This window comes from Pseudomonas sp. 1L-B-1-E-C1 (assembly GCF_057291835.1).
Genome location: NZ_JBXAWN010000010.1, coordinates 131,021 through 145,188, shown reverse-complemented (window position 1 = coordinate 145,188; position 14,168 = coordinate 131,021). Strand labels below are relative to the sequence as shown.

Annotated in this window: 15 protein-coding genes; 9 read left to right on the top strand and 6 right to left on the bottom strand. The window is 61.7% G+C overall.

Translation table 11 applies throughout. The annotated features are described in order from the left end of the window. Positions 1–68 precede the first annotated feature (68 nt). The gene (locus AC0Z4S_RS18530) at positions 69–743 is read right to left on the bottom strand and encodes a YciC family protein (protein ID WP_016773061.1); all 675 of its coding nucleotides are present in this window, start codon (positions 741–743) and stop codon (positions 69–71) included. A 177-nt stretch (positions 744–920) separates the two neighbouring features. Between AC0Z4S_RS18530 and AC0Z4S_RS18525 the strand changes: the two genes are divergently transcribed. The 3 genes from AC0Z4S_RS18525 to AC0Z4S_RS18515 all read left to right on the top strand — a co-directional run bounded on the left by AC0Z4S_RS18525 (position 921) and on the right by AC0Z4S_RS18515 (position 2,926). Beyond that, on the top strand, positions 921–1,679 hold the full coding sequence (locus AC0Z4S_RS18525; RefSeq protein WP_485624081.1) for a DUF2076 domain-containing protein: 759 nt from the start codon (positions 921–923) through the stop codon (positions 1,677–1,679). 139 nt (positions 1,680–1,818) lie between these two features. Then, on the top strand, positions 1,819–2,298 hold the full coding sequence (locus AC0Z4S_RS18520; protein WP_253496094.1) for an NYN domain-containing protein: 480 nt from the start codon (positions 1,819–1,821) through the stop codon (positions 2,296–2,298). Between the two features lie 22 nt (positions 2,299–2,320). Continuing rightward, positions 2,321–2,926: an exonuclease domain-containing protein gene (locus AC0Z4S_RS18515; RefSeq protein ID WP_476461019.1), complete on the top strand. Its 606-nt coding sequence runs from the start codon at positions 2,321–2,323 to the stop codon at positions 2,924–2,926. 128 nt (positions 2,927–3,054) lie between these two features. Here AC0Z4S_RS18515 and AC0Z4S_RS18510 read toward each other — a convergent pair whose 3' ends face one another. Beyond that, the gene (locus AC0Z4S_RS18510; RefSeq protein WP_329516597.1) at positions 3,055–3,510 is read right to left on the bottom strand and encodes an Lrp/AsnC family transcriptional regulator; all 456 of its coding nucleotides are present in this window, start codon (positions 3,508–3,510) and stop codon (positions 3,055–3,057) included. A 163-nt stretch (positions 3,511–3,673) separates the two neighbouring features. Here AC0Z4S_RS18510 and yedA point away from each other — a divergent pair, with 163 nt between their 5' ends. Further along, positions 3,674–4,609: a drug/metabolite exporter YedA gene (yedA, locus tag AC0Z4S_RS18505; protein ID WP_485624080.1), complete on the top strand. Its 936-nt coding sequence runs from the start codon at positions 3,674–3,676 to the stop codon at positions 4,607–4,609. 52 nt (positions 4,610–4,661) lie between these two features. Then, positions 4,662–6,002, top strand: coding sequence for an RNA helicase RhlE1 (rhlE1, locus tag AC0Z4S_RS18500; protein WP_485624079.1), 1,341 nt, complete (start codon positions 4,662–4,664; stop codon positions 6,000–6,002). 150 nt (positions 6,003–6,152) lie between these two features. Here the strand turns inward: rhlE1 and AC0Z4S_RS18495 are convergent, their stop codons facing one another. After that, complete coding sequence (locus tag AC0Z4S_RS18495) at positions 6,153–7,397, bottom strand: TIGR03862 family flavoprotein (protein WP_485624078.1); 1,245 nt, start codon at positions 7,395–7,397, stop codon at positions 6,153–6,155. Positions 7,398–7,690: 293 nt separating this feature from the next. After that, complete coding sequence (locus AC0Z4S_RS18490; RefSeq protein WP_485624077.1) at positions 7,691–8,611, bottom strand: histone deacetylase family protein; 921 nt, start codon at positions 8,609–8,611, stop codon at positions 7,691–7,693. Positions 8,612–8,693: 82 nt separating this feature from the next. Here AC0Z4S_RS18490 and AC0Z4S_RS18485 point away from each other — a divergent pair, with 82 nt between their 5' ends. The 3 genes from AC0Z4S_RS18485 (at position 8,694) to AC0Z4S_RS18475 (ending at position 10,834) form a co-directional block, all read left to right on the top strand. Then, the gene (locus tag AC0Z4S_RS18485) at positions 8,694–9,263 is read left to right on the top strand and encodes a GNAT family N-acetyltransferase (protein ID WP_485624076.1); all 570 of its coding nucleotides are present in this window, start codon (positions 8,694–8,696) and stop codon (positions 9,261–9,263) included. Between the two features lie 111 nt (positions 9,264–9,374). After that, positions 9,375–10,244, top strand: a complete 870-nt coding sequence (gene tesB, locus AC0Z4S_RS18480; protein ID WP_101160533.1) for an acyl-CoA thioesterase II — start codon at positions 9,375–9,377, stop codon at positions 10,242–10,244. Beyond that, entirely contained in the window at positions 10,241–10,834 is a 594-nt protein-coding gene (locus AC0Z4S_RS18475) for an HAD family hydrolase (protein ID WP_485624075.1), read from the top strand. The genes tesB and AC0Z4S_RS18475 overlap by 4 nt, the downstream gene beginning before the upstream one ends. 134 nt (positions 10,835–10,968) lie before the next feature. Here the strand turns inward: AC0Z4S_RS18475 and AC0Z4S_RS18470 are convergent, their stop codons facing one another. Next, positions 10,969–11,922, bottom strand: a complete 954-nt coding sequence (locus AC0Z4S_RS18470; protein WP_485624074.1) for an alpha/beta fold hydrolase — start codon at positions 11,920–11,922, stop codon at positions 10,969–10,971. Further along, positions 11,923–12,807, bottom strand: coding sequence for a KPN_02809 family neutral zinc metallopeptidase (gene ypfJ, locus AC0Z4S_RS18465; protein WP_042610540.1), 885 nt, complete (start codon positions 12,805–12,807; stop codon positions 11,923–11,925). Between the two features lie 386 nt (positions 12,808–13,193). Here ypfJ and AC0Z4S_RS18460 point away from each other — a divergent pair, with 386 nt between their 5' ends. Continuing rightward, positions 13,194–14,072 carry a DMT family transporter gene (locus AC0Z4S_RS18460; protein ID WP_041477756.1) on the top strand — a complete coding sequence of 293 codons (879 nt, stop codon included), beginning with the start codon at positions 13,194–13,196 and terminating at the stop codon, positions 14,070–14,072. Positions 14,073–14,168: the final 96 nt, after the last annotated feature.

The window sequence follows — 14,168 nt, the reverse complement described above, 5'->3', positions numbered from 1 at the left end:
CTTATAGCGTTACAGAAAGTGGCCCCGAGCATACCTGACGGCAGCGGCGAAGCCCAAGCATGGCGCGGTCAGACCGCTCCGTTACGTTTGTCAGGCAATTCGCTGATCAGCATGAACAGACGGAACAGCACCACACTGGTGAACAGTTGCAGAAAGCTGTGAGCGCTGTCGATCAGCCCGGCGATCAGCGGATTCTGCGGCTCGGGGTAGACCGCCAGCGTCGCGCCCTTGAGCAGCCACAACGGCGTCATCACACAGAGAATGCACAGCAGAATGCGCCAGAAGTGTCCGCGGGTCAGGCGCAGGCTTTCCTTCATCGCCTGCAACGGCCCGAGGCCGCGCAACACCAGCAGGTATTCAGCGAAGGCGAGCATGACCATCAGCATCAGGCCCGGCAGGAAGTACAGCGACAGGCCGAGCAGAATCAGCAAGGTATTGAGCGCGGTGAGCACGGCGAAGCGCGGCCACAGGGTTGCGGCCATCGCCAGCAGGTCTCGGTTGCGCGGCGACTCGCCACGACTGCGCGCATCGAGAAACAGGATCAGCGCGGCGGTGTACAGCGGATACACCAGCAGACCGACGATGATGCTGACCCCGGCAAAGGTGTCCGGCCCGGTGGCGTGATCGACTGCCTGCTGCAGGAAGGCTTCGACAATCACCAGCGGCAGGCACAACTGCACGATGCTGCCCAGATGGCGTTTGAAAAAATACAAAGAGTCGCGCAGTACTTCGAGGGCATTCATCAGTCGGTATCGCAGGTCGAAAACAGTGGCTCACTTTAACCGATGCAACGCGGGGCGACACAAACGTAAACATTCGGTAAAGGTCATTGAAACGTTTTGTCACTGTCTCCATTACAGGAGAGCACCACGCCCAGAGTGGGCGCGGGCACGTTATTACCGGCAATCTACGAGGTCGCCATGAACAGCGAAGAGCAAACCCTGATCGATGGACTGTTTTCCCGGCTGCAACAGGCCGAGACGGAGGCAGCCCCGCGCGACGCCCAGGCCGAGGCGCGGATCAAGGAACACCTGACGCGCCAACCGGCGGCAGGTTATTTCATGACCCAGGCGATTCTGGTGCAAGAGGCCGCGCTGAAAAGCCTCGACGAGCAGAACAAGCAGCTGACCCAGCAGGTGCAGCGTTTGCAGGCTGAACTGCAATCGGCCAAGGCGCAGAGCGGCGCACCGGCAGCGAGCGGTGGCGGTGGTTTCCTGTCGAGCATTTTTGGTGGCGGCAATTCGCGTCCGGCGCCGAGCCAGAGCGCAGCACCCGCATCTACCGGCGGCTGGCGCGAGCCGGCGCCGCAGCAGAGCTATCAGGCACCGGCGCCACAACAGAGCTTCGGCGCCGCGCCGCCCAACTATGCCCAGCAAGCGGCGCCGGCCGGCAACAGCTTCCTCGGCGGCGCGCTGAAAACCGCTGCGGGCGTGGCCGGCGGTGTGATGCTGGCGCAGGGCATCAGCAGCCTGTTCCACCACAATCAGCAACCGGAAGAAATCGTCGAGATCATCAAGGAAGAACCGGCGCAGGTCGCCGACCAGAGCAACAACGGCTGGGGCGATGAGCAGCACGTGGCCGGCAACGATACTTACGCTAATGATCAGGGCGGTTTCAGCGACGCCGATTACAGCAGCGACAATTCGTCGTTGTTCGATGACGACGACTCCTTCGTCTGATTCACCATTCGTCCGGAGCCCTGCGGGGCTTCGGGCCGATTATTCGCGGAACCCTCCTTCGGACTGGCATACTGAGCGCCTTTTTCGGGCCTGATCGCCTGAACCCGCTTCGTGCGCTCGCGCGCTCACAGGAACTCCGGTGAAAAAAATCGCAGTGTTCGCCGATGTGCAGAACCTCTACTACACCGTGCGTCAGGCCTATGGTTGCCACTTCAACTACGCCGCACTGTGGGCCGACATCAGCAAGCACGGGCAGATCGTCGAGGCCTACGCCTACGCGATCGACCGTGGCGACAGCAAGCAGCAGCAGTTCCAGCAGATCCTGCGCAACCTCGGTTTCACCGTGAAGCTCAAGCCCTACATCCAGCGCAGCGACGGCTCGGCCAAGGGCGACTGGGACGTGGGCATTACGCTGGACATCATGGACGCCGCCGACCATGTCGACGAAGTGGTGCTGGCCTCCGGTGACGGCGATTTCGACATGCTGCTCGAGCGCATCATCAACAAGCACGGTGTGCAGGCGGTGGCCTACGGCGTACCCGGCCTGACCGCCAACTCGCTGATCCGCGCCGCCAGCCGTTACGTGCCGATCGAAGGCGCGCTGCTTTTAAAGAATTGATTCGTACGGAGTTGAAACCGGTTTGGAACGCATTGCAGTCATCGACTTTGAAACCACCGGCCTGTCGCCGAACAGCAGCTGCCGCGCCACGGAAATCGCCGTGGTCATGCTGGAAAACGGCCGCATCGTCGAGCGTTACCAGAGCCTGATGAACGCCGGCGTGCGCGTCCCCGCGTTCATCGAACAACTGACCGGCATCAGCAACGCCATGCTGCGCACCGCGCCGCCCGCTGAGCGCGTGATGGAAGAGGTCAACGAGTTCGTCGGCTGCACGCCGCTGCTGGCGCACAACGCCTCGTTCGACCAGAAGTTCTGGGATTTCGAACTGGGGCGGATCAAACGCACGCGCCTGCAGAACTTCGCCTGTTCGCTGCTACTGGCGCGACGCCTGATGCCGGCGGCACCGAATCACAAGCTCGGTACGCTCACCACGTTCGCGCAGTTGCCGCATACGGGCCAGGCTCACCGGGCCATGGCCGATGCCGAGATGGCAGCCAATCTGATGGCGCATCTGGCCGATGAATTGCGTGGCAAGCACGGCGTGCGCGAGTTGAATCACGACCTGCTGTGCAAATTGCAGAAAGTCCCCGCCGCCAAAGTGGGCGAACATTTGCAGCGTTATCGCTGATCCTGAATCCAGTACTAACCCCTGTGGGAGCGAGCCTGCTCGCGAATACGGTTTTTCATTCAACATTGATGTTGTTTGATACACCGTATTCGCGAGCAGGCTCGCACCCACAGGGGGAATCATCGTTTTCAGGATTTACCATTGCCTTCGATGTGTCCCAACGGCACACGCTTTTCGACTGCGCTTGAAAGCACAATCGACGTCTTGCTGAACCCGAATTTCGCCACGCGGTTGATCAACTCTTCCAGCTCCGGCATCGAGGCCACCGCCGCTTGCATGATCACGCACGGGTCGCCGGTGACCCGATGGCATTCGGTGATCTGCGGGATTTTGATCAGTTCGTCGTAAGTCTTCTGGTTGCCGTGCTGGTTCAGGCGCAGTTCGATGACGCACTGGATCGGCAGGCCGATTTTCGCCAGGTCGATTTTTGCCTGATACCCGGTGATCACTCCGGCCGCTTCCAGTTTGGCCACGCGCTCGGCGACGGCAGGGGCGGAGAGGTTAACCTTGCGCGCCAGATCGGCGTAGGACGCGCGGCCGTTTTCCAGCAGGGCGCTGAGCAGCATGCGGTCGTATTTGTCCAAGGCGAACTCCTGAAATGGGCGGACTTTCGAAATCGTGGTTGAAGCCGGTGATCTCCGTGATTTCAAAAGTGTACCGGCGCGATAAACAGGTTTTGTAACTTATTTTTGCCTGGCGGCCTTTCTAGAATAACCCGTCCACCGAAATCTGAATGTCGAGCTGCCCATGCCTGCCTTGCGCCGTTTTTCCCTGCCGTTGATCGCTGCGTTTTTTGCGCTGTACGTAATTTGGGGGTCGACCTATCTGGTGATCCGCATCGGCGTCGAATACTGGCCGCCGTTGTTGCTGGCTGGGGTGCGTTTCGTCATTGCTGGCAGCTTGATGTATGCCTGGCTGCGCTGGCGTGGGACTCCGGCGCCAACCTGGGCGCAATGGAAAGCGGCGGGGCTGGTCGGCATTCTGCTGCTCAGTTTCGGTAACGGCGCGGTCAGCGTCGCCGAGCACACCGGCGTGGCTTCGGGCGTTGCCGCGCTGGCGGTGGCGACGGTGCCGCTGTTCACCTTGTTGTTCGGCTATTTCTGGGGCGCGCGCAATACCCGTCTCGAATGGGCCGGGGTCGCGCTGGGGATCATTGGCATCGCCATGCTCAACATGGGTTCCAATCTGCAGTCGAGTCCACTCGGCGCGATGTTGCTGATCTTCGCGGCGGCGAGCTGGGCGTTCGGTTCGGTGTGGAGCAAGCATCTGCCGCTGCCCGCAGGGGCGATGGCCAGTGCGGTGGAAATGCTGATTGGCGGCGTGGTCTTGCTGATCGGCAGCGCGCTGAGCGGCGAGCACCTGCAAGCCATGCCACCGATCGAAGGTTGGCTGGCACTGGCCTATCTGATCTTCTTTGGCTCGATCATCGCCTTCAATTCCTACATGTATCTGCTCAAGCACGTACGCCCGGCGGCAGCGACCAGTTATGCCTACGTCAACCCGGCGGTGGCGGTGTTGCTCGGCGTGGTGTTTGTTGGCGAGACCATCGGTATCGAAGAAGCGCTGGCGATGCTGGTGATCATCAGCGCCGTGCTGCTGATCAGCCTGCCGCAGTGGCGCCGGCCGGCACAGCCGCCAGTGGGGGAGGCGAAAGTCGTTCCGACGGAAGCGCGTACGAATTAGGGTAAACTGCGCGGCATTGCATCCCCGCGTCATTTTCTCCTACGGTACTCCCATGACTTTCGCCTCCCTTGGCCTGATCGAACCCTTGCTGCGCTCCCTCGAGACGCTCGGCTACCAGACCCCGACGCCGGTGCAGGCGCAAGCCATTCCGGCGGTGTTGGCCGGTCGCGACCTGATGGCAGCGGCCCAGACCGGCACCGGCAAAACTGCCGGTTTCGCTTTGCCGCTGTTGCAGTTGCTGGCCATGGAAGGGCCGAAAGTCAGCGCCAACTCGGCGCGCGCGCTGATTCTGGTGCCGACCCGCGAGCTGGCCGAGCAGGTCCACGAAGCCGTGCGCCAATACGCGGAAAACCTGCCGCTGCGCACTTATGCGGTGTACGGCGGTGTCAGCATCAACCCACAGATGATGAAGCTGCGCGGCGGCGTCGATGTGCTGGTCGCCACGCCCGGTCGCTTGATCGACCTGTTCCGTCAGAACGCGCTGAAACTGGATCAGCTGCAAACGCTGGTGCTGGATGAAGCCGATCGTATGCTCGACCTGGGCTTCTCCGAGGAACTGGCGAATATCTACCGCATGCTGCCGAAAAAGCGCCAGACGCTGCTGTTTTCCGCCACCTTCTCCGATGACATCCGCCTGCTCGCCGGGCAGATGCTCAACGATCCTTTGAGCGTCGAAGTCAGCCCGCGCAATGTCGCCGCCAACACGGTCAAGCAGTGGATCGTGACTGTGGACAAGAAACGCAAGGCCGAACTGTTCGTGCACCTGATGCGCAAGAACAAGTGGAAGCAGGTCCTGGTGTTCGCCAAGACCCGTAACGGCGTCGATGCGCTGGTGGAGAAACTTCAAGGTTTGGGCGTGAACGCTGACGGCATCCATGGCGACAAACCGCAGGCCACGCGCCAGCGCGCACTGGACCGTTTCAAGCTCAGCGAAGTGCAGATTCTGGTGGCGACGGATGTTGCCGCCCGTGGTCTGGACATCGAAGATCTGCCGCTGGTGGTCAACTTCGATCTGCCGATCGTCGCCGAAGATTACATTCACCGCATCGGCCGCACTGGCCGCGCGGGTGCCACCGGTGAGGCGATCTCGCTGGTGTGTGCCGATGAAGTGAACATGCTCTCGGCGATCGAAATGCTCACGCGGCAGAACCTGAAGCGCCAGAACGAACCGGATTTCGAACCCGAGCACCGCGTGCCGGACACCGATGCCAGTGGTCAGGTGATCAAGAAGCCGAAAAAACCGAAGAAGCCGAAAGCGTCGGGCGGTGGCGGTGGTAAACGCAATCTGGGCAAGTGGGTCGACAGCGGCGAGACCTCGGCACCGGAGCCATCGATCAAGCCAGTGCGCAAAGTGCCGGTGTTCAATACCGGGCCGCGCAAGCGCAAGCCTTGATTTGATGAAGCGTTTGTAAGGACGTCTTCGCGAGCAGGCTCGCTCCCACATTGGGAATGCGTTTCCCTGTAGGAGCTGCGGAACGCTGCGATCTTTTGATGTTGATTTTTGAACATCAAAAGATCGCAGCCTCGTTTCACTCGTCAGCTCCTACAGGGTTTTGTGCTTAAGCCATTGCACGATTCCCAGCCCAGCCGCCCGCCCACTGGCAAAACACCCGGTCAGCAAATACCCTCCGGTTGGCGCTTCCCAGTCAAGCATCTCGCCGGCGCAAAACACCCCCGGCAACGCCTTGAGCATCAAGCGCTCATCCATCGCTTCGAACCTCACGCCACCGGCGCTGCTGATCGCCTCGTCCAGCGGACGGGTTTTCACCAGAGTCAGCGGCAATGCCTTGATCGCTCGCGCCAGGAGCGCCGGATCGGCGAAGGTTTCGGCATCGGTCAGCTCGCGCAACAACGCTGCCTTAACCCCATCAATCCCCACCTGACTGTGCAGATGCTTGGCCATTGAGCGCGAGCCGCGTGGTTTGCTTAGCGCCGTGTGTAATTTATCCACAGGGCGGCCGGGCAGCAGGTCGATGTGGATAACCGCTGCGCCATAGCGATTGATCTCTTCGCGAATTGGCGCCGACAGGGCGTAGATCAGGCTGCCTTCGATGCCGGTCGTGGTGATCACGCATTCGCCCAGACGCGGGATATCGTCGTTCAAGCCGATGGCGATGTTTTTCAGCGGCGCGCCGGCGAATTTGCTCACCATCAGGTCGCTCCAGGCCTGTACCTCGAAGCCGCAGTTGCTCGGCTGCAGCGGCGCCAGATCCACGCCACGTTGCTCCAGCGGCAACATCCACGCGCCATCCGAGCCCAGGCGCGACCAGCTGCCGCCACCCAAAGCGAGTAGGGTGGCGTCGGGGTTAACGCTGATTTCGCCGTGCGGACTGGCGATGCGCAATGCGCCGCTTGCGTCCCAACCGAGCCAGCGATGGCGGGTGTGGATAACCACGCCGCTGTCGCGCAGGCGTTTGAGCCAGGCGCGCAACAGCGGCGCGGCTTTCATGTCGGTGGGGAATACGCGGCCGGAGCTGCCGATGAAGGTTTCTATGCCCAGCTCGTGAATCCACTGGCACAAGGCATCGGCATCGAACGCGCGCAGTAGCGGGGCGATGTGCGGTGCGCGTTCAGCGTAGCGGGAGAGGAATGCCGGGTAGGCTTCGGAGTGGGTGATGTTCATGCCGCCGACCCCGGCCAGCAGGAATTTGCGCCCGACAGAGGGCATGCCGTCATACAGATCGACGCGGATTTCCGCCTGGCTCAGCACTTCGGCGGCCATCAGGCCGGCAGGGCCACCGCCGATGATGGCGACGTGGGTGTTGGCGGGGGCGGTGTTCTGAGTCATGGGCGTGCGCTGCGGTATGGCGGGACAAGGCGCGCATTCTAACAGCGCTGAACCCTGTGGGAGACCCCATGTGGGGGCGAGCTTGCTCGCGAAGACGGTGGGTCAGTTGATGATGTGTTGGCTGATCTGCCGCCTTCGCGAGCAGGCTCGCTCCCACAGGGGCTGCGGTGTGTTTCGAGTGTGGTTAAAAAATAAACAGTGCGCTGTACCCCATGCCCAGCATGGCCTGCAGTCCCTTTCGCGCAGGTTATCCACAGGCAGTTCCACAGCGATTGTGGGTAACGCAGCACGTTTCAGTGACAGCCGTGTGAATCCCACACTCGTTGCGCGCTGTGATGGAGGATGCCGTGGCGGCGGGCGAGGGCGTGGCGATCCTTGCTGTAGCCGCCGCCGATCACTCCGACCACCGGGATGTCGCGGCCCAGGCAATGGCGCATCACCCGTTCATCGCGCTCGGCTACGCCCTCGTCGGTCAGTTGCAGATAACCAAGGGCATCGTCCTTGTGCACATCAACGCCAGCGTCGTAGAGCACCAGATCCGGTTGGTACAGCGGCAGCAGGTAGTTGAGCGTGTCATCGACCACCCGCAAGTAATCGGCATCGCCCATGCCCTTGGGCAGTGGAATGTCCCAGTCACTTTCGGCTTTGCGCGCGGGAAAATTCTTTTCGCAGTGCAGGGAAACGGTAATCGCCTCCGGCGTGTCGTGAAGAATCCGCGCAGTGCCGTCGCCCTGATGCACGTCGCAATCGAAGATCAGCACGCGATTGACCCGGCCGCTCTGCAACAGGTACTGGCTGATGATCGCCAGGTCATTGAAGATGCAGAAGCCGGCAGGGTAATCGTAGTGAGCGTGATGGGTGCCGCCGGCCAGATGACAGGCCAGGCCATGTTCCAGCGCTTTCTCTGCCGCGAGGATCGAACCGCCCACCGCACGCACGGTGCGCCGCGCCAGCGCTTCGTTCCACGGCAGACCGAGGCGCCGTTGGTCTTCGCGGGACAACTCGCCGCTCATGTAGCGTTCGATATAGCTGCGGTCATGGGCGAGGGCGAGAATGTCGTTGGGGCAGATCTGCGGGCGCAGAAGGTCGGCGTCACGGATCAGGCCGCTGTCGATCAGGTGATCGCGCAGCAGACGAAACTTGTCCATCGGAAAGCGGTGATCCGCCGGGAACTCGGGGCTGTAGTCTTCGTGATAGATCAACGGCAAGGGCATGGCTTGTTTCGCGCAGAACCTGGGAACGAATGAACGATCCTACCAGCGATGTAGACTCAACGGCATGGAAATGGAGGGGACGATGGAGCCGATACTGGAGTTGCAAAGCGCGCGGTTGTTGATGCGGCAGTGGCAGGACGAGGATTTGCCGGCATTTGCGGCGATGTGTGCCGATCCGCAGGTGATGCGCTACTTCCCGGCGCCGTTGACCCGGCTGGAAAGTGCCGCTTTGATTGGCCGCGTGCGCGGGCATTTTGCCGAGCACGGCTTTGGCCTGTGGGCGCTGGAGCGCAAGGACACGGGCGAGTTCATCGGTTTCACCGGGCTCGGCGTGGTCGGCTTCGATGCGCCGTTCACCCCGGCGGTGGAAATCGGCTGGCGTCTGGCCAGGGAACATTGGGGGCTGGGCTACGCCAGTGAAGCGGCGTGGACCGCTCTGCGCGCCGGCTTCGACCGCTTGAAACTGGAGGAAATCGTCTCGTTCACCGCCGAGCAGAATGCCCAGTCGGAAAAGGTCATGCAGGCCATCGGCATGCATCACGACCCGCAGGACGATTTCGATCACCCCAGGCTTGCGCTCGATCACCCGTTGCGCCGACATGTCCTGTATCGCATCAGCCGCGAACAATGGCTGCAAACCTTGCATGAATAAGCCGACACGGACGTTTACAATGGCCGCCATCGTATTTGGCCCGTGCCAGAACCTGAATCGTCCGCCGCAGCCAAGACTGCGCGGCCATTGCTTTGTGTGAGGAGTGCCTGAATGAGCCAAGTGCTGGAAGATCTGGTCGATCTGCTGACCCTGGAGCCGATCGAAGAAAACCTGTTCCGTGGCCGCAGCCAGGATCTGGGGTTCCGCCAGTTGTTCGGCGGTCAGGTGCTCGGCCAGTCGCTGTCGGCGGCCAGTCAGACGGTGGAAGAAGCGCGCCACGTGCACTCGCTGCACGGTTATTTCCTGCGCCCGGGCGATGCCAAGTTGCCGGTGGTGTATTCGGTTGATCGCGTGCGTGATGGCGGCAGCTTCAGCACTCGCCGCGTGACGGCGATCCAGAAGGGCCACCCGATCTTTACCTGCAGCGCTTCGTTCCAGTACGACGAAAAAGGCTTCGAACATCAGGGTCAGATGCCGGCGGTGGTCGGCCCGGAAAACCTGCCCTCGGAGCTGGAACTGACCCAGCAGCGCGCGCACCTGATTCCCGAGCATATGCGTGAAAAACTGCTGTGCCCGAAACCGATCGAAGTGCGCCCGGTCACCGAAAAAGACCCGTACAACCCGCAACCGGCCGATCCGGTGAAGTACGTGTGGTTCCGCGCCGACGGCGCCTTGGCCGACATCCCGGCGCTGCACAAGTATCTGCTGGCGTATGCCTCGGACTTCGGCCTGCTGACCACGTCGATGTTGCCCCACGGCAAGTCGGTCTGGCAGAAAGACATGCAGGTCGCCAGCCTCGATCACGCGCTGTGGTTCCACAATGACCTGCGTGCTGATGACTGGTTGCTCTACGCGATGGACAGCCCGTGGGCCGGTAATTCGCGCGGCTTCTCCCGTGGCAGCGTATTCAACCGTGCCGGGCAACTGGTCGCTTCGGTGACTCAGGAAGGCCTGATTCGCCATCGCAAGGACTGGGCATGAGCCTGACCGAGGTTCGTCATTGGGTGTTCGACATGGACGGCACGCTGACCGTGGCCGTGCATGACTTCGCGGCGATTCGCGTGGCGCTGGCGATTCCGCCGGAGGACGACATCCTCACCCATCTCGCCGCGTTGCCGGCCGCTGAAGCGGCGGCCAAGCATGCCTGGTTGCTCGAGCATGAACGCGATCTGGCGCTGGGTTCGACCCCGGCCACCGGCGCGGTGGAGCTGGTGCGTGACCTGCACGCGCGCGGTTATCGCCTCGGCATCCTCACGCGCAATGCGCGGGAACTGGCGCATGTCACGCTGGAGGCCATCGGCCTGGCTGACTGCTTCGCGGTCGAGGATGTGCTGGGTCGAGATGAAGCACCGCCAAAGCCGCACCCCGGCGGTTTGCTGAAACTGGCCGAGGCCTGGCAGGTGCCAGCGAGTGACATGGTGATGGTTGGTGATTACCGCTTTGATCTGGATTGCGGGCGCGCGGCGGGGGCGCGCACGGTGTTGGTGAATCTGCCGGATAACCCTTGGCCGGAGCTGACCGATTGGCATGCACAGGATTGTGTTGAGTTGCGGCGGATGCTGTCAGCCTGACATTTTCGTCGCCTGAGCCGGCCCCTTCGCGAGCAAGCTCGCTCCCACAGGGGGAATGCATTCCAAATGTGGCATTCATTCCAAATGTGGGAGCGAGCCTGCTCGCGAAGAGGCCGGTAGATTCAGCAAACAACTCACTGATCAAACAAAGCCTTCTGCCCCTCCGCCGACGTCAACATCCCATCCCCGTCATGCCCAACCCCAGGCACTTCAATCAGCCTTTGATTGACTCCCTCAGGATGGCGGCGCAGCAAATAACCGAAATACAGTTTGCCGCGCATCAAGCGGTAAGCCCCTTGCGCCTCGGCCGCGCAACTCTTGTCCAGCGCCGGATGCTCCGGGTCGACATCCTGTTGGCCAAGCAGATAAATCACCTCGCGTTTGACGTAAGCGCTCTCGACCTGCAAAGGCGTTTGCCCGCCGGCATACACCGGCATGTCCGCCAATCCGTATTTCCAGCGATTGAAACCGGGGCATTGCGCGTGATCGAACGCCACCGGCCGCTGCTCGTTTAAATACGCATAAGAAGAAGGATTGGCGACTACAAAGCGCAAGCGAATGCCGTTGGCCTTGAGTGCCGGCTGATCCTTGGCCAGCAGCGCATAACGCTGCACCACCTGAGCACCGCCGGAGTGGCCGAAGATCACGATCTGTTTCACGTCCGGAAACTGTTTGCGATCGCTGACGCGCGCGACGATTTCGTCCAGCGCCGCGTAGGAACTCAGCGGATTCGGCCCGGTGGACAAGCCGCCGCCCATCCACTCGTTGCCCTGCCAGCGCAGCACCGTCGGTGGCAAGGAGTACAAAGTGACGTCGCTTTCATTGAGAAATTGCGGGGCGATCACCAGCGTGTGCGCGGTTTGCCCGGCGAGTTCGGCGGCGCTTTCCGCGCTTTTGCGATAGGTCTCGGCGTTGCGCAGGCGACCGTGAATGACGATCAGCACGCGCTCGATCTTCTCCGGCGCCGGGCCGATGCCCACCGCCATTTCCCCGGCCTTGAGTTGCAGGCGACCGGGGCTGATCGCATCGACGCCGGCCGCTTGCGCGGTGCCGGCGATGAACAGTAACGCCACAAGCCATTTATGCATTTACAGGGTTTTCGCCGCGAAGGTGTCGCACTGGCTTACCTGGCCTTGCGCGAATCCGGTTTTGAACCAGCGCACCCTTTGCGCCGACGTACCGTGGGTAAACGAGTCCGGCACCACACGGCCCTGACCCTGTTGTTGCAGGCGATCATCGCCGATGGCATTGGCAGCGTTCAAGGCTTCTTCGATGTCGCCGGGCTCCAGCCAGTTCAGGCGCTTCTGCGCGTTGTACGCCCAGACGCCCGCGAGGCAGTCGGCCTGCAATTCCTGACGGACCAGCAGGCCGCCGTCGCCTTCCATTTGCCGACCTTGCTGGCGCGCTGTCTGCATCTTCGCCGAGACGCCGAGCAGCGTTTGCACATGGTGGCCGACCTCGTGCGCGATCACGTAGGCCTGAGCGAAATCCCCGGCGGCTTTGAAGCGCTGCGACATTTCCTGGAAGAAGGCCATGTCCAGATAGACCTTCTGGTCGGCCGGGCAATAGAACGGGCCGGTGGCCGAAGTGGCCATGCCGCACGCCGAGTTAACCCGGTTGCTGAACAGCACCAGCGTCGGGTCTTTGTATTGGCGCCCGGCCTGCTGGAAGATCGGACCCCAGGTGTCTTCGGTGTCGCCGAGGATTGAGCGGACGAATTCGGCTTGTTCATCATTGGCCGGCGGTGCCTGACGGGTTTGCGAGGTGGGCGCCGGTTGGTCCATCTGCCCGGTCAACTGGCCGAGGATCTGCATCGGGTCCTGGCCGGTCAGCCAGCCGATACCGACAATCAGCACGATGGCAGTCAGGCTCAGGCCCTTGCCGCCACCGAAGCGCATGCCGCCGCCACCGCCGGCATCATCACCCCGGGCGTCGACGACGTTGTCACTGCGTCGGCCTTTTTTCCATAGCATGTGGGAATCCTCTTTATTGCGGGTGATGAGTCAGGTGATGAGTGTTGCCGTTGTGTGAGTGTGGCGCCAGTCCGGTCGTCCGTCCATGCACACGCGCCCGCGTGGTGCGGGCCTGGTATTGACGGTCGAGCGGGCCGTGAATTCAATCCCGAAAGGAATTTCTTCCGGCGAATCCATGAACCGGCTGTTTCGACAGCAGTCTGTGATGTTGCAGACTTGTCGAGAGCCGAAGTGGCGGGAATCTTGCCTCACGGTTTTGCTCAACGGCGGTTTCCCGGCGAAGAAGATGGCAACCTGTGCGGTTGCTGAAAGCTCTGCCGACTATGATTGCCACACCGATTGCCGCCAGCGCGAACGCTCGCCTGGGTATTTTTCAGAGATTGCCAATGACCGTCAGCACCCCGCTCTCCGGTGTCAACCAGCCCTTCAAGGGGATCCTGCTGATTGTCGTGGCGACGTTCCTGTTTTCCAGCCACGACGCATTGTCCAAATACCTGTCCGGCTTCTATCCCATCGTGATGGTGGTGTGGGCGCGCTATGTGGTGCACACCTTGTTGATGGCGGGGATTTTCCTGCCGCAGTCTGGCTTGCGCGTACTGCGCACCAAGAAACCGCTATGGCAGCTCGCCCGTGCCCTGTGCCTGCTCGGCACCAGCCTGTTTTTCACCACGGCGCTGTTGTACATCCCGCTGGCAGAAGCCACGGCGGTCAACTTTCTCGCGCCGGTATTGGTGACGGCGTTGTCGGTGCCGCTGCTCAAGGAACGGGTGACGCGCGGGCAATGGATCGCGGTGATCTGCGGCTTCATCGGCGTGCTGATCATCGTCCACCCCGGCGGCGAACTGTTCACCCCGGCGATCCTGCTGCCGTTCTGCTCGGCGCTGTTTTTCTGCTTCTACCAACTGCTGACGCGCAAGCTCGCCGAAGTGGACAGCCCGACCACCAGCAACTTCTTCGCCGGGCTGTGCAATACCCTGGTGATGAGCGCGCTGGTGCCGTTCTTCTGGCAGGTGCCGACGTTGCCTCATGCCGCGCTGATGCTGGCGCTGGGCAGTTGCGGAATGACTGCTCACCTGTTTCTGACCCAGGCCTTCCGTCACGCAGCTCCGGCGCTGCTGGCGCCGTTCGGCTATTGCCAGATCGTCTTTGCCGGGTTGTTGGGCTGGCTGCTGTTCAATCACACGCCAAGCGGGTTGACGGTGATCGGTATTGCAGTGATCTGCTGCAGCGGATTGGCGGCGGCGTGGCAGCAGAGCCGGCGCTAAGGGGGAGCAAAGATCCCTTGTAGGAGCTGACGAGTGAAACGAGGCTGCGATCTTTTGATCTTAAACAGCAAGATCAAAAGATCGCAGCGTTCCGCA